Annotated in this window: 23 protein-coding genes and 4 tRNA genes; 18 read left to right on the forward strand and 9 right to left on the reverse strand. The window is 33.2% G+C overall.

Features of this window, described 5'->3' with window-relative positions:
* Positions 1–3 precede the first annotated feature (3 nt).
* From hydG to TTHT_RS02155, 9 genes are all read left to right on the forward strand, one after another.
* Positions 4–1,398 carry a [FeFe] hydrogenase H-cluster radical SAM maturase HydG gene (gene hydG / locus TTHT_RS02115; RefSeq protein ID WP_201328394.1) on the forward strand — a complete coding sequence of 465 codons (1,395 nt, stop codon included), beginning with the start codon at positions 4–6 and terminating at the stop codon, positions 1,396–1,398.
* Positions 1,398–2,705 carry a lyase family protein gene (locus TTHT_RS02120; RefSeq protein WP_201328395.1) on the forward strand — a complete coding sequence of 436 codons (1,308 nt, stop codon included), beginning with the start codon at positions 1,398–1,400 and terminating at the stop codon, positions 2,703–2,705. The genes hydG and TTHT_RS02120 overlap by 1 nt, the downstream gene beginning before the upstream one ends.
* Entirely contained in the window at positions 2,706–3,890 is a 1,185-nt protein-coding gene (gene hydF / locus TTHT_RS02125) for a [FeFe] hydrogenase H-cluster maturation GTPase HydF (RefSeq protein WP_201328396.1), read from the forward strand.
* Between the two features lie 66 nt (positions 3,891–3,956).
* Positions 3,957–4,919, forward strand: a complete 963-nt coding sequence (locus TTHT_RS02130; RefSeq protein WP_201328397.1) for an FHA domain-containing protein — start codon at positions 3,957–3,959, stop codon at positions 4,917–4,919.
* Between the two features lie 21 nt (positions 4,920–4,940).
* Entirely contained in the window at positions 4,941–5,867 is a 927-nt protein-coding gene (locus TTHT_RS02135; RefSeq protein WP_201328398.1) for a serine/threonine-protein kinase, read from the forward strand.
* A 38-nt stretch (positions 5,868–5,905) separates the two neighbouring features.
* Positions 5,906–6,646 (forward strand): hypothetical protein, encoded by a 741-nt coding sequence (locus tag TTHT_RS02140; RefSeq protein ID WP_201328399.1) that lies wholly within the window; start codon positions 5,906–5,908, stop codon positions 6,644–6,646.
* An 87-nt stretch (positions 6,647–6,733) separates the two neighbouring features.
* A tRNA-Pro gene (locus TTHT_RS02145) sits at positions 6,734–6,810 on the forward strand.
* 27 nt (positions 6,811–6,837) lie between these two features.
* Positions 6,838–6,914: transfer RNA gene (locus tag TTHT_RS02150), tRNA-Arg, on the forward strand.
* Positions 6,915–6,927: 13 nt separating this feature from the next.
* Positions 6,928–7,004, forward strand: a tRNA-His gene (locus tag TTHT_RS02155).
* Between the two features lie 6 nt (positions 7,005–7,010).
* Here TTHT_RS02155 and TTHT_RS02160 read toward each other — a convergent pair.
* From TTHT_RS02160 to folK, 7 genes are all read right to left on the reverse strand, one after another.
* On the reverse strand, positions 7,011–9,920 hold the full coding sequence (locus TTHT_RS02160) for a ligand-binding sensor domain-containing diguanylate cyclase (protein ID WP_201328400.1): 2,910 nt from the start codon (positions 9,918–9,920) through the stop codon (positions 7,011–7,013).
* Positions 9,921–9,976: 56 nt separating this feature from the next.
* Positions 9,977–12,865 (reverse strand): ligand-binding sensor domain-containing diguanylate cyclase, encoded by a 2,889-nt coding sequence (locus tag TTHT_RS02165; RefSeq protein WP_201328401.1) that lies wholly within the window; start codon positions 12,863–12,865, stop codon positions 9,977–9,979.
* Between the two features lie 39 nt (positions 12,866–12,904).
* Entirely contained in the window at positions 12,905–13,636 is a 732-nt protein-coding gene (locus TTHT_RS02170) for a PP2C family protein-serine/threonine phosphatase (protein WP_201328402.1), read from the reverse strand.
* Between the two features lie 128 nt (positions 13,637–13,764).
* Complete coding sequence (locus TTHT_RS02175) at positions 13,765–14,403, reverse strand: hypothetical protein (protein WP_201328403.1); 639 nt, start codon at positions 14,401–14,403, stop codon at positions 13,765–13,767.
* Positions 14,363–14,785 (reverse strand): ATP-binding protein, encoded by a 423-nt coding sequence (locus TTHT_RS02180; protein ID WP_201328404.1) that lies wholly within the window; start codon positions 14,783–14,785, stop codon positions 14,363–14,365. Before TTHT_RS02180 ends, TTHT_RS02175 begins: the two co-directional genes overlap by 41 nt.
* Complete coding sequence (locus TTHT_RS02185) at positions 14,778–15,128, reverse strand: STAS domain-containing protein (RefSeq protein WP_201328405.1); 351 nt, start codon at positions 15,126–15,128, stop codon at positions 14,778–14,780. Before TTHT_RS02185 ends, TTHT_RS02180 begins: the two co-directional genes overlap by 8 nt.
* A 57-nt stretch (positions 15,129–15,185) precedes the next feature.
* Positions 15,186–15,686, reverse strand: a complete 501-nt coding sequence (gene folK / locus TTHT_RS02190) for a 2-amino-4-hydroxy-6-hydroxymethyldihydropteridine diphosphokinase (RefSeq protein ID WP_201328406.1) — start codon at positions 15,684–15,686, stop codon at positions 15,186–15,188.
* 74 nt (positions 15,687–15,760) lie between these two features.
* On the opposite strand from folK, the gene TTHT_RS02195 reads away from it, so the two are divergent.
* The 4 genes from TTHT_RS02195 (at position 15,761) to TTHT_RS02210 (ending at position 19,358) form a co-directional block, all read left to right on the forward strand.
* Positions 15,761–16,573 carry a hypothetical protein gene (locus tag TTHT_RS02195; protein ID WP_201328407.1) on the forward strand — a complete coding sequence of 271 codons (813 nt, stop codon included), beginning with the start codon at positions 15,761–15,763 and terminating at the stop codon, positions 16,571–16,573.
* Position 16,574: 1 nt separating this feature from the next.
* Positions 16,575–17,054, forward strand: coding sequence for a tRNA adenosine(34) deaminase TadA (gene tadA, locus TTHT_RS02200; RefSeq protein WP_201328408.1), 480 nt, complete (start codon positions 16,575–16,577; stop codon positions 17,052–17,054).
* 20 nt (positions 17,055–17,074) lie between these two features.
* Positions 17,075–17,164, forward strand: a tRNA-Ser gene (locus TTHT_RS02205).
* Between the two features lie 196 nt (positions 17,165–17,360).
* Positions 17,361–19,358, forward strand: coding sequence for a (Fe-S)-binding protein (locus TTHT_RS02210; protein ID WP_201328409.1), 1,998 nt, complete (start codon positions 17,361–17,363; stop codon positions 19,356–19,358).
* 47 nt (positions 19,359–19,405) lie between these two features.
* Here TTHT_RS02210 and TTHT_RS02215 read toward each other — a convergent pair whose 3' ends face one another.
* Together TTHT_RS02215 and TTHT_RS02220 are read right to left on the reverse strand one after the other, a co-directional pair.
* Complete coding sequence (locus TTHT_RS02215; protein ID WP_201328410.1) at positions 19,406–19,690, reverse strand: hypothetical protein; 285 nt, start codon at positions 19,688–19,690, stop codon at positions 19,406–19,408.
* A gap of 233 nt (positions 19,691–19,923) precedes the next feature.
* Positions 19,924–20,229 carry a ComEA family DNA-binding protein gene (locus TTHT_RS02220; RefSeq protein WP_201328411.1) on the reverse strand — a complete coding sequence of 102 codons (306 nt, stop codon included), beginning with the start codon at positions 20,227–20,229 and terminating at the stop codon, positions 19,924–19,926.
* A gap of 308 nt (positions 20,230–20,537) precedes the next feature.
* Between TTHT_RS02220 and TTHT_RS02225 the strand changes: the two genes are divergently transcribed.
* The 5 genes from TTHT_RS02225 (at position 20,538) to TTHT_RS02245 (ending at position 25,858) form a co-directional block, all read left to right on the forward strand.
* Positions 20,538–22,145: a M14 family zinc carboxypeptidase gene (locus tag TTHT_RS02225; RefSeq protein ID WP_201328412.1), complete on the forward strand. Its 1,608-nt coding sequence runs from the start codon at positions 20,538–20,540 to the stop codon at positions 22,143–22,145.
* Complete coding sequence (locus TTHT_RS02230; RefSeq protein ID WP_201328413.1) at positions 22,130–22,990, forward strand: 50S ribosomal protein L11 methyltransferase; 861 nt, start codon at positions 22,130–22,132, stop codon at positions 22,988–22,990. The genes TTHT_RS02225 and TTHT_RS02230 overlap by 16 nt, the downstream gene beginning before the upstream one ends.
* A 2-nt stretch (positions 22,991–22,992) precedes the next feature.
* Positions 22,993–23,724 carry an RsmE family RNA methyltransferase gene (locus tag TTHT_RS02235; protein WP_201328414.1) on the forward strand — a complete coding sequence of 244 codons (732 nt, stop codon included), beginning with the start codon at positions 22,993–22,995 and terminating at the stop codon, positions 23,722–23,724.
* A 75-nt stretch (positions 23,725–23,799) separates the two neighbouring features.
* Positions 23,800–25,098 carry an NfeD family protein gene (locus TTHT_RS02240; protein WP_201328415.1) on the forward strand — a complete coding sequence of 433 codons (1,299 nt, stop codon included), beginning with the start codon at positions 23,800–23,802 and terminating at the stop codon, positions 25,096–25,098.
* A 1-nt stretch (position 25,099) separates the two neighbouring features.
* The gene (locus TTHT_RS02245; RefSeq protein ID WP_201328416.1) at positions 25,100–25,858 is read left to right on the forward strand and encodes a slipin family protein; all 759 of its coding nucleotides are present in this window, start codon (positions 25,100–25,102) and stop codon (positions 25,856–25,858) included.
* The last annotated feature ends 6 nt before the right edge of the window (positions 25,859–25,864 follow it).

The following is a 25,864-nucleotide window of genomic DNA, read 5'->3' on the forward strand; positions in this document are numbered from 1 at the left end:
AAAATGGTTTTAACAAAAGAAACTGGCTTTATAGACCATGAAAAAATTTATGAGTATCTTGCAAATACAAAACCTCCTGAGAGAAGTGAGGTTGAAGAAATCTTATCCCATGCAAGAGAGTTAAAGGGAATTTCATTTGAGGAGACGGAGAAACTTCTCCTTGTTGAAGATGATGAGTTGCTTGAGGAGATATTTAAGACGGCAAATTATATAAAGAATGAGATATACGGCAAAAGGCTTGTTCTGTTTGCGCCATTATATGTATCCAATCTGTGTAACAATGATTGTGTTTACTGCGGATTCAGAGTAAGCAATAGAAAATTAAAGAGGGCAACTTTAACAATTGAACAGGTGAAAGAGGAGATAAAATCCCTCGTCTCTCAGGGGCATAAAAGGGTTTTACTTGTGTCTGGAGAGGGGTTGGGAGAAAGTGCCCTTGATTATACAATAAAGTGCATTGAGGCTATTTATTCAACAAAGGTTGGAAATGGTGAGATTAGAAGGATAAATGTAAACATTGCCCCTCTATCAGTTGAGGGATTTAAAAGGCTTAAAGAGGCAAAGATAGGCACCTATCAATTGTTTCAGGAAACCTATCATTACCCCACATACAAAAAGGTGCACCCAAGAGGCCCAAAGTCAGATTACCTTTATCACTTAACTGCTATGGACAGGGCTTTTAAAGCAGGAATTGACGATGTGGGAGTGGGCATACTCTTTGGTTTATACGATTACAAGTTTGAAATACTTGCTTTACTTCAACATATAAGACACCTTGAAAAAGAATTTGGACTGGGGCCTCATACAATATCTGTCCCAAGGATTGAGCCTGCTGATGGTGCGCCATTGTCTTATGAACCACCCTATCCGGTTTCAGATAAAGAATTCAAAAAGATTATTGCTCTTTTAAGGATAACAGTGCCTTATACTGGGATTATATTGAGCACGAGGGAGACCCCTGAAATGAGAAGAGAGGCATTTTCCTTAGGTGTATCTCAAATTAGTGCAGGCTCAAGAACAAACCCTGGCGGTTATTCTTCAAAGGATGCTGGAGAGCAATTTTCATTGGGAGACCATAGAACAATTGATGAGGTTATTTACGATGTGTGCAAATTAGGTTATATTCCTTCTTTTTGCACAGGCTGTTACAGGTTAGGGAGAACAGGGCTTGATTTTATGGATTTAGCAAAGCCAGGTTTGATAAAGCTGTACTGCCTGCCAAATGCAATTACAACATTTAAAGAGTACCTTGTTGATTACGCTTCCGCTGAGACAAGAGAAATAGGGAATAAGCTTATTGCAAACATGATTAACGAAATCCCCCATGAAAAAATAAGGGAAAAAACTGTAAAATATTTACAGAGAATTGAAAAGGGAGAAAGAGACCTTTACTTTTGATGGAAAGAGATTTTTATAAAGAGACAAAAAAAGCAAAAGAGAATTTTCCTGTTTATTTTGCCTTTCCGCCAGGGGAATTTATTCAATCCATTTTTGAGGTAAAGTTAGCGGCTTTAAGGGTAAACTATTCTTTAAATTTTATTGAAAGAGAAATTTTTGAACCTATGGAAGAGGCCTGTTTTAAGGGGATAGAGGGGGAGTTTAACAGGTTTTTCCCTTCACTAATTCAGGGTGGCGCAGGCACCTCTTTAAATATGGCGGCTAATGAGGCTATTGCCTTTTATGTAAAGGAAAAGTATGGAAAAGTTGTTTCCCTTTACGATAAGGTTAACCTCCACCAGTCAACAAACGATGTGATTCCTTCTGCAGTTAAAATAACCTGTATGAAATTATCAAGAAAACTTGAAAACTCTGTTTTAATGCTTCTTAATTCTTTAGAAAAGAGGGAAAGAGATTTTGATGGTCTTGTTAAACCAGGTTTAACACAGATGCAATTTGCAGTGCCAATAACACTTGGAAGAGAATTTTCTGCCTATTCTTCAGCAATAAGCAGAGACAGGTGGAGAGTTTCTAAAATAATTGAAAGGTTGAAAGAGTTAAACATTGGGGGGACGGCAATAGGAACAGGCTTTAAAGCACCAAAAAAGTATATTTTTTCTGTTATTAACGAGTTAAGGAAGATTACAGGCCTTCCAGTTGCAAGGGCAGAAAACTTGATTGATGCAACTCAGAATTTAGATGTATATGTTGAAGTTTCAGGGATTTTAACAGCACTTTCAGTGAATCTCTTTAAAATTGCCGGAGATTTAAGATTTTTATCCTGTTCTCACATAAATCAGATAATTTTAAAAGAGGTTCAGGCAGGCTCAAGCATTATGCCGGGAAAGGTAAACCCTGTTTTACCTGAGTTTGTTCAATCTTGCGCAATTAAAGTGCAATCAAATCATGTGGCAATCCAGACAGCATGCTCAAACGGAAACCTTGAATTAAATCCATTTTTACCCTTAATTGCACATTCTCTTTTTGAAAGCTTCAAGCTTTTAACTGTTTCCTGTGAAAAATTAAAGTATTGTATTGATACATTGCAACCAAACATAGAAGAGTTTGAAAAGATAAAATACAATGACTTTGTAGTTCTTTATGCTTTATCAACAATTATAGGCTATGAAAAGGCAAAGAATGTTTTTGAAAATGCAAAAGAGAAAGAAATTAGTGTGTACAAATTTGCAATAGAGAATGGTATTGTAAGTAAAAAAGAGCTTGATGAGGCGTTAACCCCTGAAAATCTTTTAAAGTTAGGGTTTTAAATGTTTGGCACACCTTCCTCAATTAAACCTCACATAGCGGTTTTTGGAAAAAGGAATGCAGGGAAGTCCTCTTTAATAAACGCTTTAACAGGGCAAAACCTTGCAATAGTTTCCGATGTGGCAGGAACAACAACTGACCCTGTTTATAAGTCATTTGAGTTATTACCCTTTGGTGCTGTTGTTTTTATAGATACAGCAGGGCTTGACGATACTGGAGATTTAGGAAAGTTAAGGGTAAAGAAATCTTATGAGATTTTAAATAAGACAGATTTAGCCCTTATTGTTGTTGAAAAAGAATTAAGTGAATTTGAAACAAATCTTATAAAAGAAATTGAACAAACAGGGACAGATTACCTTGTTGTGTACAATAAAAGCGATATTTACAATTATAAAAATATAAAAAACGGAATTCCAGTAAACACAAAAACAAAAGAAGGGATAGATATATTAAAAAAAAGAATAATTGAGATACTTGAAAAGCATAAAGCACTTCAATCTGAGGGGTTGGTTTCAGACCTTGTTAACGAGGGGGGATTCGCGGTTTTGGTTGTTCCCATTGACGAGGAAGCCCCCAAGGGGAGGCTTATTCTTCCTCAGGTGCAGACAATTAGGGATATACTTGATAATGATGCCTTCTGCCTTGTGGTTAAAGAGAGGGAATTGTATAATGCTTTAAACCTTTTAAACAAAGATCCTGACATTGTGATTACCGATTCACAAGCCTTTTTAAAGGTTGCAGCGGATGTGCCTGACCATATTCCGATGACAAGTTTTTCTATTCTCTTTGCAAGGTATAAGGGAGATTTAAACCTATTTATTGAGGGTGCAAAGGAGATTGAAAACCTTGAAAATGGGGACACTGTTTTAATTATGGAAGCCTGCTCCCATCATCAGGTTGGAGATGACATAGGTACTGTTAAAATTCCCAGATTGTTGAGACAGTACACTGGGAAGAAACTAAATTTTGAGTTTTACAAAGGCAAGGGCTTTGATTTTGCAAGAAAAGATATAAAGCTTGTTATCCACTGTGGTGGTTGTATGTTAAACAGAAAGTCAATGATTTCAAGGATGGATATTTTTAACAAAAATAATATAAAAATAACAAATTACGGAATTACAATAGCCTACACCCTGGGAATTCTTCCACGAGCCTTAAAACCCTTTGATATTGACTTTAAGTATTAACTTTTGGTTTGATTTTTCTTAAATTAAGTTAAAATATTATTAACAATCACATAACAGGGGGTATTTATGGATTTTAAAGAGATTGATAAAATTATCAAAAGTATAAAAAAACTTGATGATGAAAAACAACTTTACCTTGAAAGAGTTGAGAAACTTGAGGAGAAAAAAACAAGCATAAGCGAAATTGTGTATGAGAAAATAAGGGGGGATTACGAGAAAAAGATAGAAACCTTGAATGCTGAAATTTATCCACTTATTGAGCAGCTTGCTGTTTTAAAATCAGAGATTGACAGCATGCTTAAAGAGATTGAAGGGGAAATTTCAGAGGTAAACATAAAGAAAGAGGAGATTCAGGTAAGGTGTGATTTAGGTGAATTTTCTCAGGAAAAGGCTGATGAGATGATTAAAGCCCTGGAAGATGAAAACAAGGAAAGGTTTGAATTGTACGAAAAACTTAAAAAATACAGTGAGAAAATGGATGAGGTATTGCAATCAAACATTTTAATGCAGGAAAACAATACCCCAGATTTAGAAGAGCCTGAGGTTATAGCTGAAGATTTTCAGGAAAAAACTGCTGATGAAAATATTGCTGATATTTCCCCGGGTGATATTGAAGGCGCCTTTGAAACAAAGACAGGAATACAAACAGGTATTTCTGTGCCAGTTGAAATGGAAGAAGATGGAACAGTTTTTGAACCTTCTGAGGCTGTTGGAAGTAATGAAGGGAAAACAATGCTTATAAGACAGCCGAAGCTTGAAATTATTGCCGGAGGGAATGAAGGAACTGAGTTCAGGTTAAAATTGGGGACAACAAATATAGGTAATGACGAATCAAACGATATAGTTATAGATAACCCGACTGTTGAATTTAAACATGCGCAAATTGTTTTTGAGCCTGAGGGGTTTAAGATTTATGATTTCAACAGTGAAAAGGGTATATTTGTAAACGGTGTAAAAGTTAATGAATGTGTCCTTAAAGTAGGTGATATAATTAGCCTTGGGAATGTTCAGTTAAAATTTAAAGAGTAAAAACAGAGGTTTGAAACATAAATGAAATTTGGCAAATACGAAATAATTAAAGAAATAGGCAAGGGTGCAATGGGGGTAGTTTACCTTGCTTTTGACCCTATTATTGAAAGACAGGTAGCCATAAAAACAATGAATCCCCAGTTGTTTCAGGATTTAGAGCAAAGGGAAAGGTTTTTCAGGGAAGCAAAGTCTGCAGGTATTCTTCAGCATCCTAATATTGTGACAATTTACGATATGGGAATGGAGGGGGAGACCCCTTATATTGTCATGGAGTATGTTGAAGGGGAAGACCTTGATTCTTTAATAAAGGCTAAGAAGATTGACCTTGAAACGGCGTTGAAGATAATGATTCAACTTTGCGATGCTCTATCATATGCCCATTCAAAAGGGATTATTCACAGGGATATTAAGCCTTCAAATATAAGGGTTTTACCTGATAAAACAGTAAAGATAATGGATTTTGGAATTGCAAAAAAAAGTGGTTCAGATTTAACTCAAACAGGGGTTTTATTAGGAACTGTCTCCTATATGGCTCCAGAACAGTTGAAGGAGGGTAAAGTTTCCCCTCAAAGTGATATGTTTTCAGCAGGTATTGTTTTCTATGAAATGCTTTCAGGCGACAAATGTTTTCAGGGAGACACTATTACCTCTGTAATGTATAAAATAGTTTCTTTTAATGAGCATCACATAAAGTTAGAATCAGTACCAGAAAATATAGAAAATATTCTGAAAAGAATGGTTGCTCACATGCCAGAAAACAGGTTTAAATCCTGTGCTGAAATCAGTGAATTATTAAAAGAAATTTTAATTGAACCCACTGTAAAGGTTGGAGAAGGGACGAAAACCACAGTCCTTCCCCCTCCAATTCCTCAAACAATTGAAGAAACGGAACCAACACGGGTAAAAAAGGTTCCTGAACAAAAAAGAAAAAAAGTTATGTTGGAATAGTATTGTTTTTTGTATTGATTTTATTGGTTTTAGTGGGGGTGGTTTTTACAGTTCATAAAAGGCAGCAGAGAAAAATTGCAATGTTAAAAAAGAAGGTAAGGGAGTCAAATAATCCTGTTGTTTCTAATGAGAAAAAAGAAATAGAGTCAAAATCAATAGAAGAGACAATTCCTTCTAATAGTATAGATAAAAATTTAGTTCAGCAAAAACAGGGACAGGAAGTTTTAAAATCTGAAACTACAGAAGAGACTCCTGTTAAACAACCAGAAAAAAGCCTAACTGGGCAAAGAGAGTTAGCTCCTAAACCTATTCCTAAGAGAAGACCACCTAAAAAAAACAGAAGATTATTACCGAAAAAGCCTGAAGAAAAAGAGGTATTCTCGTACTCTAACAGTGTTAAAAAGAAAGAAAAGCATTTGAACTTTACTAAAGCTCAAAAAGAGGCTTTAAAGCAGTTTGTAAAGGATGTTGAGAATATGCCTTATCCTGAAAAAATCTCAATGTCTAATAGGCTATTTAATATAGGTATGAGGGCATTGGGAGATGGGGCTAACAGGTTTGCTGCCACAAGCTTTTTTAAATCAATTATTTTAAACCCTAAAAGAAAAGAATCTTATGCTTTTTTATGTGTTGCTCTTGCCAGAATGAAAGCATATGACGATGTAAAAAAGGTTATTAAAAAGGCGGAAGAGAATGGAATTAGTCTGTATGATTTAAGGCAGAACAGGTTGTTTGATAGGATGTACACTAAATTAGAGCAGAAGGGTTTATTAAAATAATTTTAGATTTTACCTAACTTTCAAATGGTTAAAACAGCAATAAAATGTTGACATTTTTTAGTCTCTTTGTTATTATATGCTTCGCGTCGGGGAGTGGCGCAGCCTGGTAGCGCACTTGTCTTGGGAACAAGGGGTCGCAGGTTCGAATCCTGTCTCCCCGACCATGATTTGTATGAAAGTTTTGAATACACGCACCAGTAGCTCAGCAGGATAGAGCAGCGGCCTTCTAAGCCGTTGGTCGGGGGTTCGAATCCTCCCTGGTGCGCCATTTATTTTTTATGGTGAGCGTAGCTCAATCGGATAGAGCACCAGACTGTGGCTCTGGGGGTTGGGGGTTCAATTCCCCTCGCTCACCCCATTTTTTTTATCCCTCAATTCTGTTTTTCCCTCTGTTTTTAGCTAAATAAAGTTTTTTGTCTGCTTCTTCAATAGCCTGGTTTAACTCTTTGTTTGTTGCTTTAGACAGATCTATACAATGTACTCCTCCACTTATTGTTAGAGAAAGGGTTAATTCGTCTATTTGAATTTTTGTTGTTTCAACCTCTTGTCTTATATTTTCGGCTATTTCCATTGCTGACTTTTTATTGCTTTTAAGTAAAGCTACTATAAATTCCTCTCCTCCATACCTTGCAGCAATATCACTTTTCCTTCTTAAATTTTTCTGTATTATTGTTGCAATTGCTCTCAATACTTCATCTCCAACAATATGCCCGTAGGTGTCGTTTATTTTTTTAAAGTTGTCTATGTCAAAAATTAAAAAACAGGTAATGAAATTTTTCTCCCTCGAAGCAATGTTTTTTAGTACATTTAGTTCACTCATAAAAAACCTTCTGTTGTATAGCCCTGTCAGATAGTCGTGGTTTGCAAGCTCTTTCAGTATATTGTTTTTTTCTTCAAGTTCTTTGTTTAAGCTTGCAAGTTCAGCAGTTCTTTTTTCAACAAGTTTATTTAAAATTCTCTTTTCTTCTTCAAGTTTTTTTGTTTTGTAATAAGAAAAAATTTGCACAAGTGTTATGATAAAAAAAACTGAGAAAATACTTATTAAAGCCTGATAAAAAGGTTTTTGCCACCATGGTATTGGAGTGTCAATCTCAAGTATTTTCTTAATAAATTGTTTACTGCTGAGTATAGATGAAATTCGAATAAAAAGTGGGTGTTTACCAGGACTTATGGAAGTAAAGTAAATTTTTAAATCTTTATAATCTTTTATTTTGTTCCAGTTTGTGTTTATTCCTTTTAGTTTGTAATCCATGCTGAGGCTATATTCATTTCTAAACCATATAATGTCAAAGGTGATGAAAATTTCTTTTGCTCCATAAGGAATAATTATTTTTGCGTCATGTAAAGCTGTTTTTGTAAAAATTTTGTCTTTGTAATAGTATTTTATTGATGTTAAAAGTATTTTAGGATTAAATTCTTTTACTTTTTGTTCATTGAGGCCTAAATTATCAAGCCTTGCAGCACCACCGAAAAAGCCAAACCATATATGATTTTTATCATCTTTGGCAATTGCATTATGAGTGGTAAATTCATTCCCAGGTAATCCATCGTCCTTTGTTAGAATTTTAATTACTTTTTCTTTCTTGGGGTCAAACAACAATGCCCCGCCGTCACTTCCTATCCAGAGGTATTCTTTTACAGGATAGACTGCAGACAGACCAAAGGGTAAAAAGCCGTTTTTTGTGTTGTATAAAGTGTATTTCCCGTTTTTGACTTTTGCCAACCCATAATTAGTTGCAGCCCAGACAATATCTTTCTTACTATCATAGTAAATTGCGTAAACAGATTTTATTTCTTTAGGGGTTTCTTTTAAAAGAGGGAAAAATTGCTCTTTTTCATAGATTAAAATACCATTGCCTAAAGTTCCTAACAGTATTCGTCCTTTACTATAATTTTCCAGGCATCTAACATATGAAACAGGTAACCCATTTGTTATATTGTAGACTTTCCATTTGTTATTTTTGAAGACGGCAAACCCTTCTTTGCAGGATGCATAAATTGTTTCCCCTTTAATTAAAATATCGGTTACATTGTTTCCTGGAAGGTATTTTTTTTCAGCTTTAAAATACCATTCTTTTCCTGAAAGGCTTCTTTTAACTATGCCTCCTCCTTCAGTAGCGAAGTAATAATTGTTCTTTTTATCTTTATTTATTGCCCAGACAGGAAATTTTAAAAGGTATTTTGATTTCAAAATTTTTGTTTTATTGTTCTTTACAAGGACAACTCCACTTGTATTGCCTATCATCATTGTTTTTTTATCACTATCATAATAAAAGGAGATATAACTTGAAGAACTTCTCTTTTCAGGATTTCTGAAAACAAGAATATCTTCGGATATTAATTTGCAAACCCCATGGTTTGTTCCAAACCATAAAATTCCTTCTTTACTCTCAAAAGCACTTAAAACCCTTATTCCGGGGATTCCGTTTTTACTGGTGTATAAAATGTTTTTTTCTTCTTTAGTTTTTCTTAATCCAAAGTTGCTTGCAATCCAGAGATTATTTTTGAAATCTATTAATGCATCAAAAAATATCTCTTCATTGCTTTCTGCTTTTGCAAGTGTGTTGATTTTATTGTTAGATAATAGGTAAATGGCTTTTTCTGAAATAAGCAGTGCCTTATCTTTTTTTATTCTTTTTATTTTTGTTATTGTTTTTGTGTGCCCAATTAATTTTATGTTTGTCCCATTAATTTCAGATTGAAAGATATATCCTTTCTGGGAAGCAAATACAATTTTTGTTCCTAAAAATTGAATAGCTGTAGGGTTATATTTTTTAAAACCAAAGTATGACCATGTTTTTTTTTCAAAATCAAAACGGTATATCCCTTTGTTTTTTACACATGCAAATAAAAAGGGTTTAAATTTAAGAAACTTATTTTTTTCTTTAATAGAGTCAAAAATTACTATATCAGAACACTCTCCTATATTTGGAATTTCTTTAAATTCTTTTCCCCAATCTGTAATATATGCCAATCCTTTAACTGTAGACGCAACGATAATTCCTGATTTTGAGGCCTCTAATTTATTGATAGACTCACTGGGCAGTCCTTCCTGTAATCTAAAATTAGTGAATTTAAAACCATTAAATTTTGAAATCCCTGAACTGCATCCAAACCAGATATAACCGTGTTTATCTTCAATAATACTCCACACCTGTGACGATACAAGGCCGTTTTCTGTGAAATATTTCTTGAGTGGAAGTAATTGTGATTTTGAGTATAAACTAAATAATATAAAGACAAAAATAATTAAAAATTTTTTATCTATTTTCATAATAAGATTTTAAGCTCTATTAGATTAAAAGACAAATTTTTTTTTGGATATCAATTCTAATAAATTATAAGGTTTCTTCCTCTTTCTTTTGCCTGATATAGTTTTTTATCAACCTCTAATAAAATTTTTTCAATTTCTTTATCTGATGTTAGGGTGGTTAAATCAACAGAGGTTAAACCTGCACTGATAGTAAATTTTATTTTGTTAGATTTATATTGAAACTCTGTCTCTTCTACAATTTTTCTTAATTTTTCCGCAACAATTTTAGCCTGTTCTAAATTTGTTTTTGGGAGAATAATTAAGAATTCCTCTCCTCCCCATCTCGCTACAATGTCAGATTTTCTTGTGTTTTCTTTCATTAATCTTGCAAGTTGTTTTAGGACAAAATCACCTGCATCGTGGCCATATGTATCATTTATAATTTTAAAAAAATCGATATCTATAAGGATAAAAGAAATTTTAAAATCATTTTCCCTTTCTGCTAATTTCTGATAAATTTTTAAAACTTTAATTGCATGTCTTCTATTGTAAAGGCCGGTTAAGAAATCTTTTTCCGCCAATTCCAATAACATTTTATTTTTTTCTATTAACTCTTCATTGACCTTTTGCAATTGTCTTGTTTTTTCTGCAACTAATTTATCAAGTCTTTGTTTTTCTTCCTTTAAATGTTTTGTCCTTAAATCGGTAAAATAAAGTGTAAAAAAAGCTCCCAAAACTAACAACAATAAAATTATTGTAAGAATTACCCATTCTTTTGCCCACCAGGGTTTTAATACCTTAAAAGAAACAATCTTTTTTTCTATTGATTGATTATTCCCTGCTAAATTGACTATCTTTAATTTAAGTGTGTATTCTCCATAAGTTAGAAAATTAAACATTACTTTTGTATTTTTCATGTTTTCTAATTTCTGCCAGGTCTCATTTTCTCCATCAAGTTTGTAATAGATTGCCATGCTATAATCATTTCTAAACCAGATTACGTCAAGGTTAAATGTGATATCTTTAGCTCCATATGGAATTTCAAGTAAATTTGTTAGAGGAATTAATTTATGTGTCTGTTTGTGATATCTATAGGTTATATTTGTTAGATATACTTTGGGATTAAATTGTTTGTTTTTGATTGCGATTATTTTTTTACTTATTTTGGCAATGCCTCCAAAAACACCTATCCAAACATTGTTTTCGCTGTCCTTGCAAATTGCATTATGAGTTGTAAACTCATTTCCTGGCAAGCCTTCATCTTTTGTTAAAATTTCAACAACTTTTTCTGCATTTATATCAAACAGGCATGCTCCCCCATCAGTCCCCATCCAGACATAGTTATCAAGTGCCAGAACTGAAACTCCACTGTAGTTAGGGAATCCATATTTTGAATTGTATAGCTTTGCTATTCCATCTTTAATTTTTACCAGTCCATAGTTGCAGGCTGCCCAGAATGTGCCATTTTTATATGAAAGTGCGTATATTGTGTTGAATTCATTTTTCAGGTTTTTTATTACCCCTGAAAATTCTCCATTTTTAAATTTAATAATTCCTGCACCGTAAGTGCTTAAATATATATTCCCTTTTTCATCCTTTTCTATACATCTAATATAAGATGCAGGTAAGCCGTTTGCGGTGGTAAAAATTTTCCATTTGTTGTTTTTTAAAACAGCGAATCCATTTTTTGTAGAAACATACAGGGTGTTTTTCAGGTAAAGCAAATCGGTAATACGATTGTCAGGTAAACAGTGGTTTTCTTTTTTGAAAATTATTGTTTTTCCTTGCGGAGTTAGTTTTACCACCCCTCCTCCTTCAGTGGCAAAATAGTAGTTGCCTTTATTATCCTTTTCAATTGCCCATATTATGTATTGATTGAGATAATTATTCTCAAATTTTCTAACTTTCTGGTTTTTTATTGTTGCCACTCCTCTATTTATTCCAGCCCACATTTCTTTTTTTGTCTTATCCCAGAATAGTGAAATACAACTTTTAATATCTTTTCCTTGAATTTTTTTAAAGATTGTAATGTCGTTATTAACCAATTTTGCCAATCCTGAATTTGTTCCAAACCAGAGTATTCCATCATTATTTTCAAATATTGAAAAAATAGGAAGCTCGGGGAGCCCATTTTCTGTTGTGTAGTATTTAATTTTTTTCTTTGATTTTTTTATCAAATATTTATTTGTCCCTATCCAGAGTTCATTGTTTTTGCTAATTGTAGCGTCAAATATAACAAGAGTTTTGTCTTTTGAAGAATATAATTTCTCAGTCTCAAACTTTTTTCCTTTATCTGTTATTTTAATAACCTTGTTTTCGCTTATTGCAAATAGTGATTTTTCATTAATTTTTTTCAGTTTCGCTGCTGTATTTAATCTGGTAATAATGGAGTGTTTTTTGGTTTTTAAATCTATTGAATAAATTCCTCCATTTTCTAACGAAACTATGGCCTTTTCTTTTATTAACACTATAGAATAAGGATTTTTTACGTTCCAGAAATTTTCTATTTGTCCCTTTTCTGGTAAATAGCAATATATTCCCTGATTTTTAATACAAACAATTATTGTAAAAGACTTTTTATGTTTTTCTCTAACAAAGAAATCAACAATTTCCCCGTCAATTGGTATTTTTTTAAAGTAGTCTTCATCTGTTTTTTTATATGCTAATCCATTGTAAGTTAATATAAAAATATGTCCACAATGTATTATTTGAATTTTTAGAATTGAAATACCTGGTAACCCTTCTTTTAGTCCATAGTTTATGAATTTAAACCCGGTAAAGTAGGATAGCCCTGAACCACAACCTATCCATAATGCTCCATTAGAATCGTTCTTAATATCTCTAACCTGGTTCGATGCAAGCCCGTCGGCTGATGTATAAACCCTTAATGGTAGATATTGTGCTTTTATAGGGAAAATAGAAAATAAAATAATTATAATAATTAATAATTTTAATTTCTTTTTCATAAAAAAATTATATATGTTTTTTTGCTGTAATGCAACACATTAGACTTTTTTAACATAGATGTAGGTAATGTCATCTTCAAAAACTTGATTTGTGATTTCAAATAATTTCTTTTTAAAATAAGTGCTAAGATCTTGTTGATTTTTTCCTTCATGTATTAATTTTATAATCCCTTCCTCTCCTATTTCTTCCCCATTAAGGTTTTTTGCTTCAGAAATTCCATCTGTGTACATGAAAATGAAATCTCCCTTTCTAAACTCTGTTTTGTGCTTTTTGTAGGAAGCAAAATCAAGTAGGCCAATTACTGGTCCACCTTCTTTGAGCTTTTTGATTTTTCCTCCCGAGAATAGCAAAGGAGCTGTATGACCTGCATTTAAATACTCAATTTTGTTTGAATTTTTATCTATCAGTATAAGGCTTAGAGCTACAAACTTATTACTTTCTGTAATTGTAATTAACAATTTGTTCAAGGTATATGCTATTTTTTCAAGATCATATACGCCTTTTAAAATCAAAGTTTTTACCGATGATTGCACAGCAGACATTATTAAGGATGCGGGGATACCTTTTCCAGATACATCAGCAATTATAATTAGAGTTTTATTTTTGTTTATAGGCAGTATATCGTAGTAGTCACCACCTACCTGGTGATAGGTTATCATTCCTGTTTGAATTTCCAATCCTTTTATGTCAGGTATGTTTATCGGTAAAAGTTTTTGTTGAATTTCTTTTGCAATCATTATCTCTTTTTCAAGTTTCTCTTTTTCAAGCATTTGGTTAATCATTTTTAAATTTTCTATGTTTGTATAAAGCAGGTTTAAGACGATTTGAGCAAAATGTATTTCAGATTGTTCAGGTTTTTTCCCGTTGATTTTTTCTCCTAAATATCCTGTTAAATAGTCTATTTTAATTTTTTTAGTTTTTTCTCTTTTAAATCTTTTGAGGTTAAGTTTCTGGTAAAAATTTTTTCTCTGTCATTTTCTTTTATTTTAAGTGCAATTTCTTTTATACCTAAACTTCCGGAAATAATGTTTAAACAAATTGAAATTGTTTTTTCTATATCTCTTGTAAAAAGCATTTCTTTGCTTGCTTCAAAAATTGACTCAAATTGCAGTATCTTTTTGCTGAGTTTTTTGTTTGCATTTTTTAAACTATCAATATTATCTATATTTTTTAGCAAAATTGTGGATAGGTGGCATATTGTATCAATAAACATTGTTTCTTTTCTTGTAAGGGTAATTTGTTCATTTTTCCCGCCTAATTTTACTTCCCCTATTTTTTTTCTTCCATATATTAACTGCCGGTTAATTGAGTATTTTTTTTGTGCCTTTCCTTTAATTATCTCGATATCCCCAGTTTTGATAACTCCATTTTTTACCTTTAATCTTCCCATTAAGGTTAAAATTGTGAGGTTTGCAATGTTCTTTGCTGACGCATTTTCTTTTGCGTTAGATATAAAATCATAGAAGGTTAAAAGGTCAAGTTCTGAAGGTGAGGTTTTATTTGATTTTTTTGGTAAGTTTGCAGAAGTGTCTGTCATTTTCACTACCGTATTCTACTGAATCCATAAATTTAACCATAAGCATAATGCCTAATCCGCCTTTTTTGTATTTTTTTAGATACTCTTCCATATCAGGTAGGATAAGTTTGTCAGGTGTAAAAGGTATGCCTGTATGTGAGATTTTTATGACAAGCTCTTTGTTCTTGGTGAAGTACTCAATTTCAATGTTTTTTGTTTTATCCATTTTATAGGCATGCTTTATGGTATTTGTTACCGCTTCATCAACAGAAAGAGAGATGTTGTTGCTACTTTCTTTATCAAAGCCCAAAAGAGAACAGATATCTACAGTTAACTTGTTTATTAAAGTAAGGTATTCAGTGTCTGCTTTTATTGTGGTTTTAAGGTAAAGGTTCCTATCCATTTTTTTTAAAAGCTTTTAAGCCCTCCTCTAATGAATTAAATATTTCAAAAAGTTCAGTAAAGCCTAATATATCAAAAACCCTGTAAACACTGTTGGATGTATTGCATAGTTTAATATCACCATTATTTGATTTTATTTTTTCAATGACACCCATAAGAGCACCTAAGCCTGCTGAAGAAATATAGTCAAGTTCTTTGCAATCAATTAAAAGATAGTACTCTCTGTTTTCTACACATTGTTCAAGCGTTTTTTCAAACTCATTAACTGTGTGTGCGTTAATTGCCCCTTTGATTTTTAAAACTGTTACCTTTTCTATTCTTTCTTTTTTAATCTCCAGTTCCATATCTCACCTCTCAGTAATTTACGAGTTTTTTTTAATTTTGTTTATTCTATCATTTTTTTATGAGTGAATTTTAATCTTTTTGGGATTGCTTTGCCTGTCTTTAGACTGTTTAACCAGTTCTTTAATAGAAAGGTTTGTATTTACCGGGATATAGTCAGGCATAATTTCTTCTAATGGCTGTAATACAAATAGCCTGTCCATATATGAGGGATGAGGTATTTGTAGATTGTGAGTGTATGTACAAATCCTTGAATAAAAAATTATATCAATATCTATATTTCTTGGCCCTTTGTCAATATTTGTTTCTCTGCCCATTCTTTTTTCTATCTGTTTTATCAGGCGAAGGAGTTTAAAAGGGTTCAATGTTGTTGTAAATATTCCCACACAGTTTATAAATTCTGGCTGATTTGTATAATCTACAGGATTTGTTTTATAAAAAGAAGAGAGTTTTTCAAGTTTAACCTTATTTGCTCCAAGAAAATTAAGTGCAGTTTTTATGTTTTTTTCTCTATCTCCAATATTGCTTCCAAATGCTAAAACCACTTTTTCATTGTTCATATTAACCTCTTACTATAAAATATAACCAAAGGTTATTATAGCACTAATTGATGAATAGGAAGGGAGAGTTTAATATGGATGACAGGTTAAAGGATTTTTTATTAAATTCTTCAAGTAATTTTGCTTTCGGATATGTCAAGTTTGAGGGTGATTTTTATTCTTTTTCCATGGACAATGGGGATTATTCCTATAAAAAATTTGATTTTGAAGAGTTTAAGTCATTTTTTAATATTTTTGCAGAAGAAAAACTGAGGTTATTTCTCAAAACTCTTGAAGGTCTTATTCATAACTCAAATGGGAAAATTTCTCCTGTTGTGTCACGGTTAGGACTGCTTGAACCTAAAATTGAATCCTTAAAGGATAATCCAGAATATAGAGGTGTTGATAGGGTATTCCAAAAAATTGTAAAGTCTGTTAAAGATTTGATGGGAATGTATGATTCTATAGGTGATTTCTTGATGTATTATGGAATGGACGAAGAGGTTAGTTTAAATTTGAAAAGATTTTTTGATGGATTTCATCAGGCAGTTATAACAGATAGAGAGATTAAGCATAAGGTTGTTTTTGATATTGATATTGATGAGTTTATAAATATGAAAGTAAATGGTAAAGATTTTATGAGGGCGTTTTATTTTTTAAGTGAAGCATTGTTCTCCCTTATAAGAAACAAAGAAGAGACATTTGATTTAAAAATAACTGCCTCCAAAGAGGAAAAAGTATTAATATCTATTAATTTTCCTAAAATGCCCTTTGCAATAGATAATGATGGAAATTTAGGTTGGGATATGTTGCAATCTTACATGTATTACAACCTTTTTAAAAATATTTTAGAAAATAGAAATTTTCTGATTAAAGAATTTGAGCAAAATATAGAGATTGAGCATTAAAATGGGTTTTTCAGAGCAGGATTTTTACTTTATGAGAATTGCCCTTGAGCAGGCAATGGAAGGCTTTGATAGAGATGAAGTGCCTATTGGGGCTTTAGTTGTGTCAAAAGATGGAGTTATTCTCGGAAAGGGGTTTAACTCTCCAATCTCTTCCAATGACCCTACAGCCCATGCTGAGGTAAACGCTATTAGAGATGCTGCAAAATTTGAAAAGAATTATAGGCTAACAGGTGCCACAATGTATGTAACATTAGAGCCGTGTTTAATGTGCTATGGTGCAATGGTGCATGCGAGAATAGAGAGGTTGGTTTTTGGCGCATACGATAAAAGAAGCGGTTTAACCTCGCACCTTGAATTGATAGAAAGGTTGAATTTAAATCATTCAATTAAAATTGAAGGCGGTTTATTAGAAAATGAATGCGGAGAATTGCTTTCAAGGTTTTTTGAATTAAAAAGGCAAATGAAAAAGCAGTCAAAATAATGTAAAATCAATAATTAAGTGGAGGGATGCCGGAGTGGTTGAACGGGCCGCACTCGAAATGCGGTGTACCCCTGCTGGTACCCTGGGTTCGAATCCCAGTCCCTCCGCCATATCAAATAATAATTTGAAAAGAATAGACTAAAAAAATAATTTAATTCCATTTTTCTTTTAATTTGTTAAAAAGTGTATTTTTCAAAATCCTATACTAATTTTTATTTTTTTTATAAAATTAAAGTTGATATTTGCTTTGCGATAAATTAGAATAATGAATGAATAGTCATTCAGTAATAATTTTTAGGAGGGCTTATGAATCCTACTGCCGGTATTGGATACTGGGTTTACCTGATTGTTTTTTTTGGCGGATTGCTGTTTTTCTTTTATGAAATTTGGCAAAAGTATCTGCTCCTTAAAGTTGCTAAACCTGAAAACAGGTTTGATAATGTAGGAGAAAGAATTAAAAGAGTTTTGCTTTTTGCTTTTGGACAAAAGAGAATTTTAAAGGATCCCCAGACTGGTTTGATGCACGCTTTTATTTTCTGGGGTTTCTGTGTGTTAGCTTTAAGAACAATTACTGTTTTTGGAAAAGGTTTTTACAATAAGTTTCTTGATTCTTTTATCTTTTCTCCTGTAGGGCATGCATACCTCTATATGAAAGATATATTTGTCATTCTTGTGTTGATAATGATTATATACGCAACAATCAGAAGGGCAATTATTAAACCTAAAAGGCTTGACCCATCGTGGGAAGGCTATTTGATTCTCTTTTTTATCTTTGTATTAATGGTTACAGATATTTTAATGGATGGTGCTGAGTTTTACCATAATCCTGCCGCGGTAGCTTTTTTAGGACCTATATCATCAAAGTTTTTTAAGGGTATGAGTGAGTCTTCTTTAGCAACCCTCTACAACACATCATGGTGGATTCATGTTATTACCCTGCTTGTCTTCTTGAATGAATTACCAAGGGGCAAACACTTCCACGTTATTACGGCTATTCCAAATGTTTACTTTCAGAAGCTTGAACCTAAAGGGAAAATTAAAACAGTTGAAAACCTTGAAGAGCTTTTTGATACTGAAGACGAAGATATCCCTGTTGGAATTTCAAAGATTACTGATTTTACCTGGAAGCAGTATCTTGACTTATACACATGTACAGAGTGTGGAAGGTGCCACGAATTCTGTCCCACCTTTTTAACTGATAAACCATTGTCTCCAAAAAGGCTTAACGATAAATTAAAACACTTTCTCTATGATCATCAAAAAGAATTAATTGCTGGAAAGGGAGATGAATTAGAGCCGGTAGTAGGAGAGGTTGTCTCAATTGATGAAATCTGGGATTGTACAACATGCGGAAGATGTGAAGAGGCATGCCCGGTATTTATTGAAAATATACCGAGAATTGTTGATATGAGAAGAAAGCTTGTTATGGTTGAAGGTGACTTTCCTTCTGAATTACAGACTGCTTTTCAGGGCATGGAAAGAAACGGTAACCCTTGGAATATTGGTATGAGCAAGAGGTTTGAATGGGCTGAAGGCCTTGACATTCCAACAATGGCTGAAGTTGAAAACCCAGAAGAAATTGAAGTCCTTTTCTGGGTAGGTTGCGCAGGTTCATTTGATGATAGGGCAAAGAAGATTTCAAGGGCTTTTGCTCAACTTCTTCAAAAAGCAGGTGTTAAGTTTGCTTGCCTTGGTGAGGAAGAGATGTGCTGCGGTGATTTTGCAAGGAGAAGCGGTGAGGAGTTCCTCTATCAGACACTTGCCCAGCAGAATGTGGAAACCTTAAATGAATACAAAGTTCAAAATATTGTTACAATCTGTCCTCACGGTTACAATACTTTGAAGCATGAATACAGAGATTTTGGCGGTGAGTATAATGTATATCACCATACAGAATTTATTGCTAAACTGATTAAAGAAGGGAAAATTAAACCTTCTAAAGAAATTTCAGCAAAGGTTACCTATCATGATTCCTGCTATCTTGGCAGGCACAATGGTATTTACGATGAACCGAGGGATATTCTTAAATCTATAAACGGTGTAAAAATTGCTGAACCTGGATTGAGCAGAGAAAAAGGCTTATGCTGCGGTGCTGGTGGTGGAAGAATGTTTATGGAAGAAACAAGGGGTTCAAGGATTAACCATAAGAGAATTGAAGACATTATGGAGCATGCTAACCCTGATACTGTTTGTACAGCATGTCCTTTCTGTATGACAATGTTAAGAGATGCAGTTAACGAAAAAGAGATTGAAGGAGTTGAGACAAAGGATATTGCGGAAATTGTACTTGAATCAATAGAATAATAAAACTCTTATGTAATAAAAAAAGCCCCGAATTTTCGGGGCTTTTTTTATTCTTCCTCTTTTTCATCTGGAATTTCTTCTTTGTCTTTTTCCTTCTTTTTTGAATCTTTTTTTCTTTTTAAAGAAACTTTTACTTTTTTTACTTTAACCTTTTGTTTTTTACTTTTTTTCTTATCCTCTTTTTCTTCTTTTTCTTCTTTGAAAATATCTCTGTCTTTCTTTTTTTCAACCTTTTGTTCTGTTTTTTTCTCTGGCTTTTTGTCAGCAAAAGCAGGGTTAAAATTTCCTGTTAAAAACATTAATACGAGTATTGCTCCTATTACCTTTTTCATAAAAGCCTCCCCTGTGCAATTCTTTTTTCAGAAGTATTTTAACACAATTGTATTAGTATTTTTAATATTCCAAAATTTATGAAAATTAAGTTTAATGTAATTGAAAGGAATGAAAAAAAATTAAGCCCCGAAAATTCGGGGCTTTTATTCTTGTCCCCTTTTTCAGGGAAAGGGAAAGGGGAAGGGAAAAAGGGGACAGGGGAAAGTTGGCGAAATCCTTTTGTTTTTAGTTATTAAAGAGTTAAGAATGGTTTTATCTTTTTAAATGTTTTTTTACCAATTCCCTTTACAAGCATTAAGTCTTCAAGTTTCTTGAATTTTCCATTTTTCTTCCTAAACTCAACAATTGCCTTTGCCTTTTTAGGTCCAATGCCTTTAAGTTTTACCAACTGGTCAACAGAGGCAGTGTTGATGTTAATCTTTTCAACCTTGTTTACGGTTTTTGCTTTGTTTGTTGCCTTTCCTGAGTTTGCCATAGCAGGCATATTGAACCCAAACCCCAATGTGATTATCAGGATTAAGATTGATAGGTATTTCATTTTGACCTCCTTGAAAAAGTATTCGCTTATTAATAAAGCAGTTAAAATGCCAGATTTTTAATTTTGTATTTTGTTGAAAATTATGGAATAAAAAAACTATAAGGTATTTTTAAGGGTAAAATTATCTTTACACTGCAAAATATTTTTTACGGAAGAAAAGAAAACACATTTAAATAAAGCCATTTTTTAACAATCAGTGTAATGTTTTTTGTTTAAAGAAAAAAATTGACTAACCAAACTTTGATTATTTCTTTTTTAAAAAGAATTTCTTGTTTAAAATTGAATGAGAAAGAGAAAGGGAGGGGATAATGAATATAAAAAGGATTGTTTTTTCTTTAATTTTGTTTTTTTCTTTTTTTTGCTTTGCTCAAGAACCTTTAACTATTGCCGAAAAATCAAATTTTACATCAACTTCAAGGGTTAAGGATGTTGTTAACTTTTTTCTTGAACTTGAAAAAGAGTATCCTGAAAATATAGTGGTAAGCAGTATTGGCAAAACATTTGAGGGGAGAGAAATTCCCCTTGTAATAGTTGGAAATCCTGCCCCCCTTTCACCGTGTGAGACAAAAAAGCCTGTTATTTTAATTAACGCAAATATTCACGCTGGAGAGATTGAGGGGAAAGAGGCTGTTCAGATGTATGTCAGGGATATGTTTTTGAAAAAATCCCCTTACCTTGATAAGTTTGTTTTTCTGATTGTTCCGGTATTTAATGTTGATGGAAATGAAAAGATTTCCCCTTCCCACAGGCCTTATCAAAAGGTAAAAAATGGAGTTGGGATTAGATACAACGGTATGAACATGGATTTAAACAGGGATTTTGTAAAATTAGAAAGCAGAGAGGCAAGGGCTTTGGTAAGGTTGTTTAACAGATGGCATCCCCTTGTCTTTGTTGATATGCACACAACAAACGGTTCATTCCACGAAGAGCCTTTAACATTTACATGGTGTATGTCTCCCCACTCAAGCCACAGTATGATTGATTTTATGAAAAATGAAATATATCCCTTTATGAGAAGGTTTACAAGGAAAAACTATAACTTTGACTGCATCCCTTACGGGCATTTTGACAATCAGGAAAACCCAACAAAGTGGAATGGTTTTTTTGGCGGAATGGTGTTTGCCACAGGTTATTTTGGGGTAAAAGGTGCTTTTTCATTTTTAGATGAAAACTATGCCTATGCAGATTACAAAACAAGGGTTAAGGCTGCCTATGCATTTTTAGACGGTATATTCACCTTTATGGCAGATGAAGAAAATTTAAAAGAGATGAGAAAACTTCAGGAAGAGTATTACAAAAGGGATTTTGCCTATATTTACAAAAATGTAAAGCCTGAACCTTGTGGAGATAAGGTAAAAATAAAGGGTTACAGGGTTAAAAGAGATGAGAAAACAAAAAGGTTTAAGCCTGATAAAACAAAGAGAATAGATTACAATGTTGATTTTGTGGGGTGTTTTAATGGTGAGAGAGTTGATTTAAAAGGTGCTTTTGTTTTCCCAGCAGGTTTATCTCCCATTGCTAAAAAATTAATGGAGCATGGAATAAAGGTTTTCAAAATTGCAGAGGATACAGAGGTTAATGTTAGAAAATACAAGATAGATGAAATAAGTTTTTCAGATTTCCCGTTTCAGGGAAGGCAATTTGTAAAAGAGATGAAGGGGCATTTTGAGACTTCAAAGGAAAAGATAGAGAAGGGTTATTACATTGTGCCTCTCGGTAAAAACCAGATTTTCAGGCAGGTTGCCGCTGCACTTCTCTATCCTGAAAGTGAAGATTCGCTTTTAAAAGAAGGTTTTTTTAATCTATTGATTTTCCCAAATCAGTGGAGTAAAAAGCCTGGATACTATCCAGTGTATCTTATTGATAGTGTGAAGGGAATAAAGTTGAGGTTGGTTGAAAAATGCTTAAAAAAGTAATTTTCAGGTTTGAAACAAGAGATGATTTTGTAATCTCATCTCTATCAGATTTTCTTCTTGGTTTTGATGTAATAAGTGTTGAAACTTATGAGGATTTTAACGATGTTGTTTTCCTTGCTTCTGAAGAGCAGGATTATTTAGCAATTGTTGGAAAGGCTAAAGAATTCCTCTCTTTTCTGAATGTGTCTGATTTTGATGTGATTATTGAAGACTTTGAGGAGAAAGATTGGGTTGAGGAGTTTAAAAAATTTTTCAAGCCATTTGATATGAACAAATATTTCAGGGTAATTCCCTTGTGGGAAAAGGGGAATAAGTCTGTTTATTCAGAGGGTAAAATAAACCTGATTATTGAGCCGGGGCAGGCATTTGGCACAGGCTTACACGGCACAACATCACTATGTGCAGAGTTTTTGAAAGAGTATGCTGAAAATAAAAATGGGTTTACAATGCTTGATGTTGGAACAGGTTCAGGAATTTTGTCTGTTATTGGCAAAAAGTTAGGTGCAAAAGAGATAACAGCCTTTGACATAGACCCTCATTGCTCTGAGGTTTTTGTGAAAAACTTTGAAATAAACGATATTAACCTTGATAATATCAATTTTTTTATAGGTGAGATAAGAGATTTAAGGGTAAAGTGCTATGATATTGTAATTGTCAACATAATTGAGAGCATTGTGAGGGATATTTTAAAAGATGTAATTCCTTTTGTGGGAGATAAACTTGTTATAAGCGGTATTTTAGAAAAGGATTCTGATGGATTTGAAAAATTTTTAAAAAAATTTAATTTAAAAATCCTTGATAGAAGAGTAAATGGGGAATGGATTGGGTATTTAATTGAGAGGTAAAGATGCAATTAAGAAGGGTGTTTGCAGATAAAATTGAGGGAAATATTGTAAAACTTAACAGAGACGAAAGCCACTATGTAACAAAGGTTTTAAGGCTAAAAGAGTGTGCAAAATTAGAGGTAATTCTCCCTCAAGGTGTTGTTAATGGTGAGATTGTTAAAATTGATAAAGGGATTGTATTTGTTGAGGTTGAAGGAAAGCCTGAAATAAAGAATGAACCAGAAACAAAGATTGCTCTCTTTCAGGCAATGCCGGAGAAGCTTGAAAAGCTTGAATTGATTGTTCAAAAAGCAACCGAGTTGGGAGTGTCTGAAATCTATACCTTTCATTCCAGATATACCAATCCAAAATACAGAAAAATGAATCTTGATAAAAAATTTGAAAGGCTTGAAAAAATAGCAAGAGAGGCTGTCAGGCAGTGTAAAAGAACCTTTCCACCTGAAATTTTTAAACCGGTAAAATTGCCGCAAGCAATTGAAAAAGCAAAGTCTTTTGACAACAGATTTATCTTTGGGGAAAAGGGGGGTACTGTAAAAAAGGATGTCAAAAATGGCAGTTTTGCATTTTTTATTGGTGCTGAAGGAGGATTTTCAGAAGAAGAGTTTGATTTGTTTATTCAAGAAGGCTTTTACTTTATAAATTTAAGCGGAAGAATTTTGAGAACAGAGACCGCTGCCATAACAGGCCTTGTAATAATTCAAACCCTGTTTGGTGATTATTCAAAATTTATTTAGCAGGTTTTGAAAATTTTTACACATTAAGCCTTTCTTATTGGCTTTTTTTATTTAAGGCTTTATAATATTTACAAGATGAAAAAGGTATTTTTATTTGGGATTTTAATAATTTTTGGTTTTTTCACCGCTTACTCAAAAGAGATAAAATGCGGTGTCATTAGATTTAACGATACTGTGCAGCCTGTTTCAGCTGAATTTGTCATCTCTTCAATTAAGGAATTTAATGAGGCAAAAGACTTTGATTTAATCCTTATTAAGATTAACACCCCGGGGGGATTGCTAAAATCCACAAGGGAGATTGTTTCAACAATTTTAGAGTCAAAAATCCCTGTTTGCGTTTATGTATATCCATCTGGCTCTCAGGCTGCAAGCGCAGGATTTTTTATTTTGATGTCAGGGAATTTTGCTGCAATGGCTGAGGGAACAAATGCCGGGGCTGCCCATCCTGTATCTTTAATGCCGGGATTTTCTTTAAATGATAAAAAAGAGAAAGATAAAAAGAATGAGAATGTTATGGCTGAAAAGATTGTTGAGGATACAGCCGCTTTTATACGCTCAATTGCTGAGAAGAGGGGCAGAAATATAGAGTATTGCGAAAAAGCTGTAAGGGAGAGCAAATCATACACTGCTAAAGAGTGTTTAAAGTTTGGTTTGATTGATTATCTTGAATCCAATCCTGAAGCACTCGTTAAGAAAATAGCAAAAGAGAAGCTTGGAATTGATGTAGAAGGCGTTACTTTTATTACAAGAGATTACTCTTTAAGGGAAAAGATTTTAAGCATTTTAGCCTCCCCTGAAATAGCGTATTTATTGTTCTTGGCCGGGGTTATTGGTATTTTTATTGAAATTAAATCACCAGGGGCTATTTTCCCAGGGCTTTTCGGGGCAATATGCCTTATCCTTTTCTTCTTTTCAACAAAGATTTTGCCTGTCAGCATAGCCGGTATGCTTTTCATTGTTTTAGGTGTTTTATTGATTATAATGGAGTTTAAAGTTGTAAGTTATGGCTTTTTAACACTTGGAGGTTTGTTTTCTATGGTTGTAGGCTCTTTGATGCTATTTAAGTCTGATTTGCCAGGAATGACTTTGTCTCCTTTTTCAATTATTTTTGCGGCGCTTTTGTTTGGTATTCTCTTTGCGATTGTTGTTTACTTTATTGTTCAGTCTCAAAAAGAGCAAATTCATACCGGTAAAGAAAGTTTTATTGGGAAAAAGGCAGAGGTGGTTGCTGATTTTGAAAATGGAAAGGGAAAAGTATTCTTCAATGGAGAGTACTGGGATGCAGAGTGTGTTGACCCCTGTGAGATAAAGAAGGGGGATAGAGTTTTAATAACAGATATAGAAGATATGATTTTAAAAGTAAAGGGGGTATAGTATGAATCCTGTTTTTGTGGTGATTTTACTGATTATTTTTTACCTTTTTAGCTGTTTAAAGATTTTGAATGAGTATGAAAGAGGGGTAATTTTTAGATTGGGAAGGGTTTTAGGAGATCCAAAGGGACCTGGGTTGATTTTTGTATTTAAACCGTTTGATAAAATGGTAAGAGTTTCAACAAGAACAGTTGTTTTAGATGTTCCCCCTCAGGATATAATTACAAAAGACAATGTATCTGTTAAGGTTAATGCTGTTGTCTATTTCAGGGTATTTGACCCGATTAAGGCAGTTATTGAAGTTGAAAATTTCCTATTTGCAACATCACAATTAGCACAGACTACTTTAAGAAGTGTATTGGGACAGGTTGAATTGGATGAATTGTTGTCTGATAGGGAAAAGTTGAATATGAGTTTACAGTCAATCCTTGATAAACACACTGACCCATGGGGAGTTAAGGTTTCTGCTGTTGAGGTTAAGCATGTTGATTTACCGGACACAATGCAGAGGGCTATGGCAAGGCAGGCTGAGGCTGAAAGGGAAAAGAGGGCAAAGATTATTCATGCAGACGGTGAATTTCAGGCATCTAAAAAGCTTGCAGAAGCCTCTGAGATTATCTCTTCATCTCCAGTTGCTTTGCAGTTAAGGTATTTGCAAACTTTGATGGAGATTTCAGCAGAGAAGAATTCAACCATTATTTTTCCACTTCCTATTGACTTTATTAGCTATTTTTTAGAAAAGGGAAAGGAGAGTAAAAAATAGTTTTAA

Source organism: Thermotomaculum hydrothermale (assembly GCF_016592575.1).
GTDB lineage: Bacteria > Acidobacteriota > Holophagae > Thermotomaculales > Thermotomaculaceae > Thermotomaculum > Thermotomaculum hydrothermale.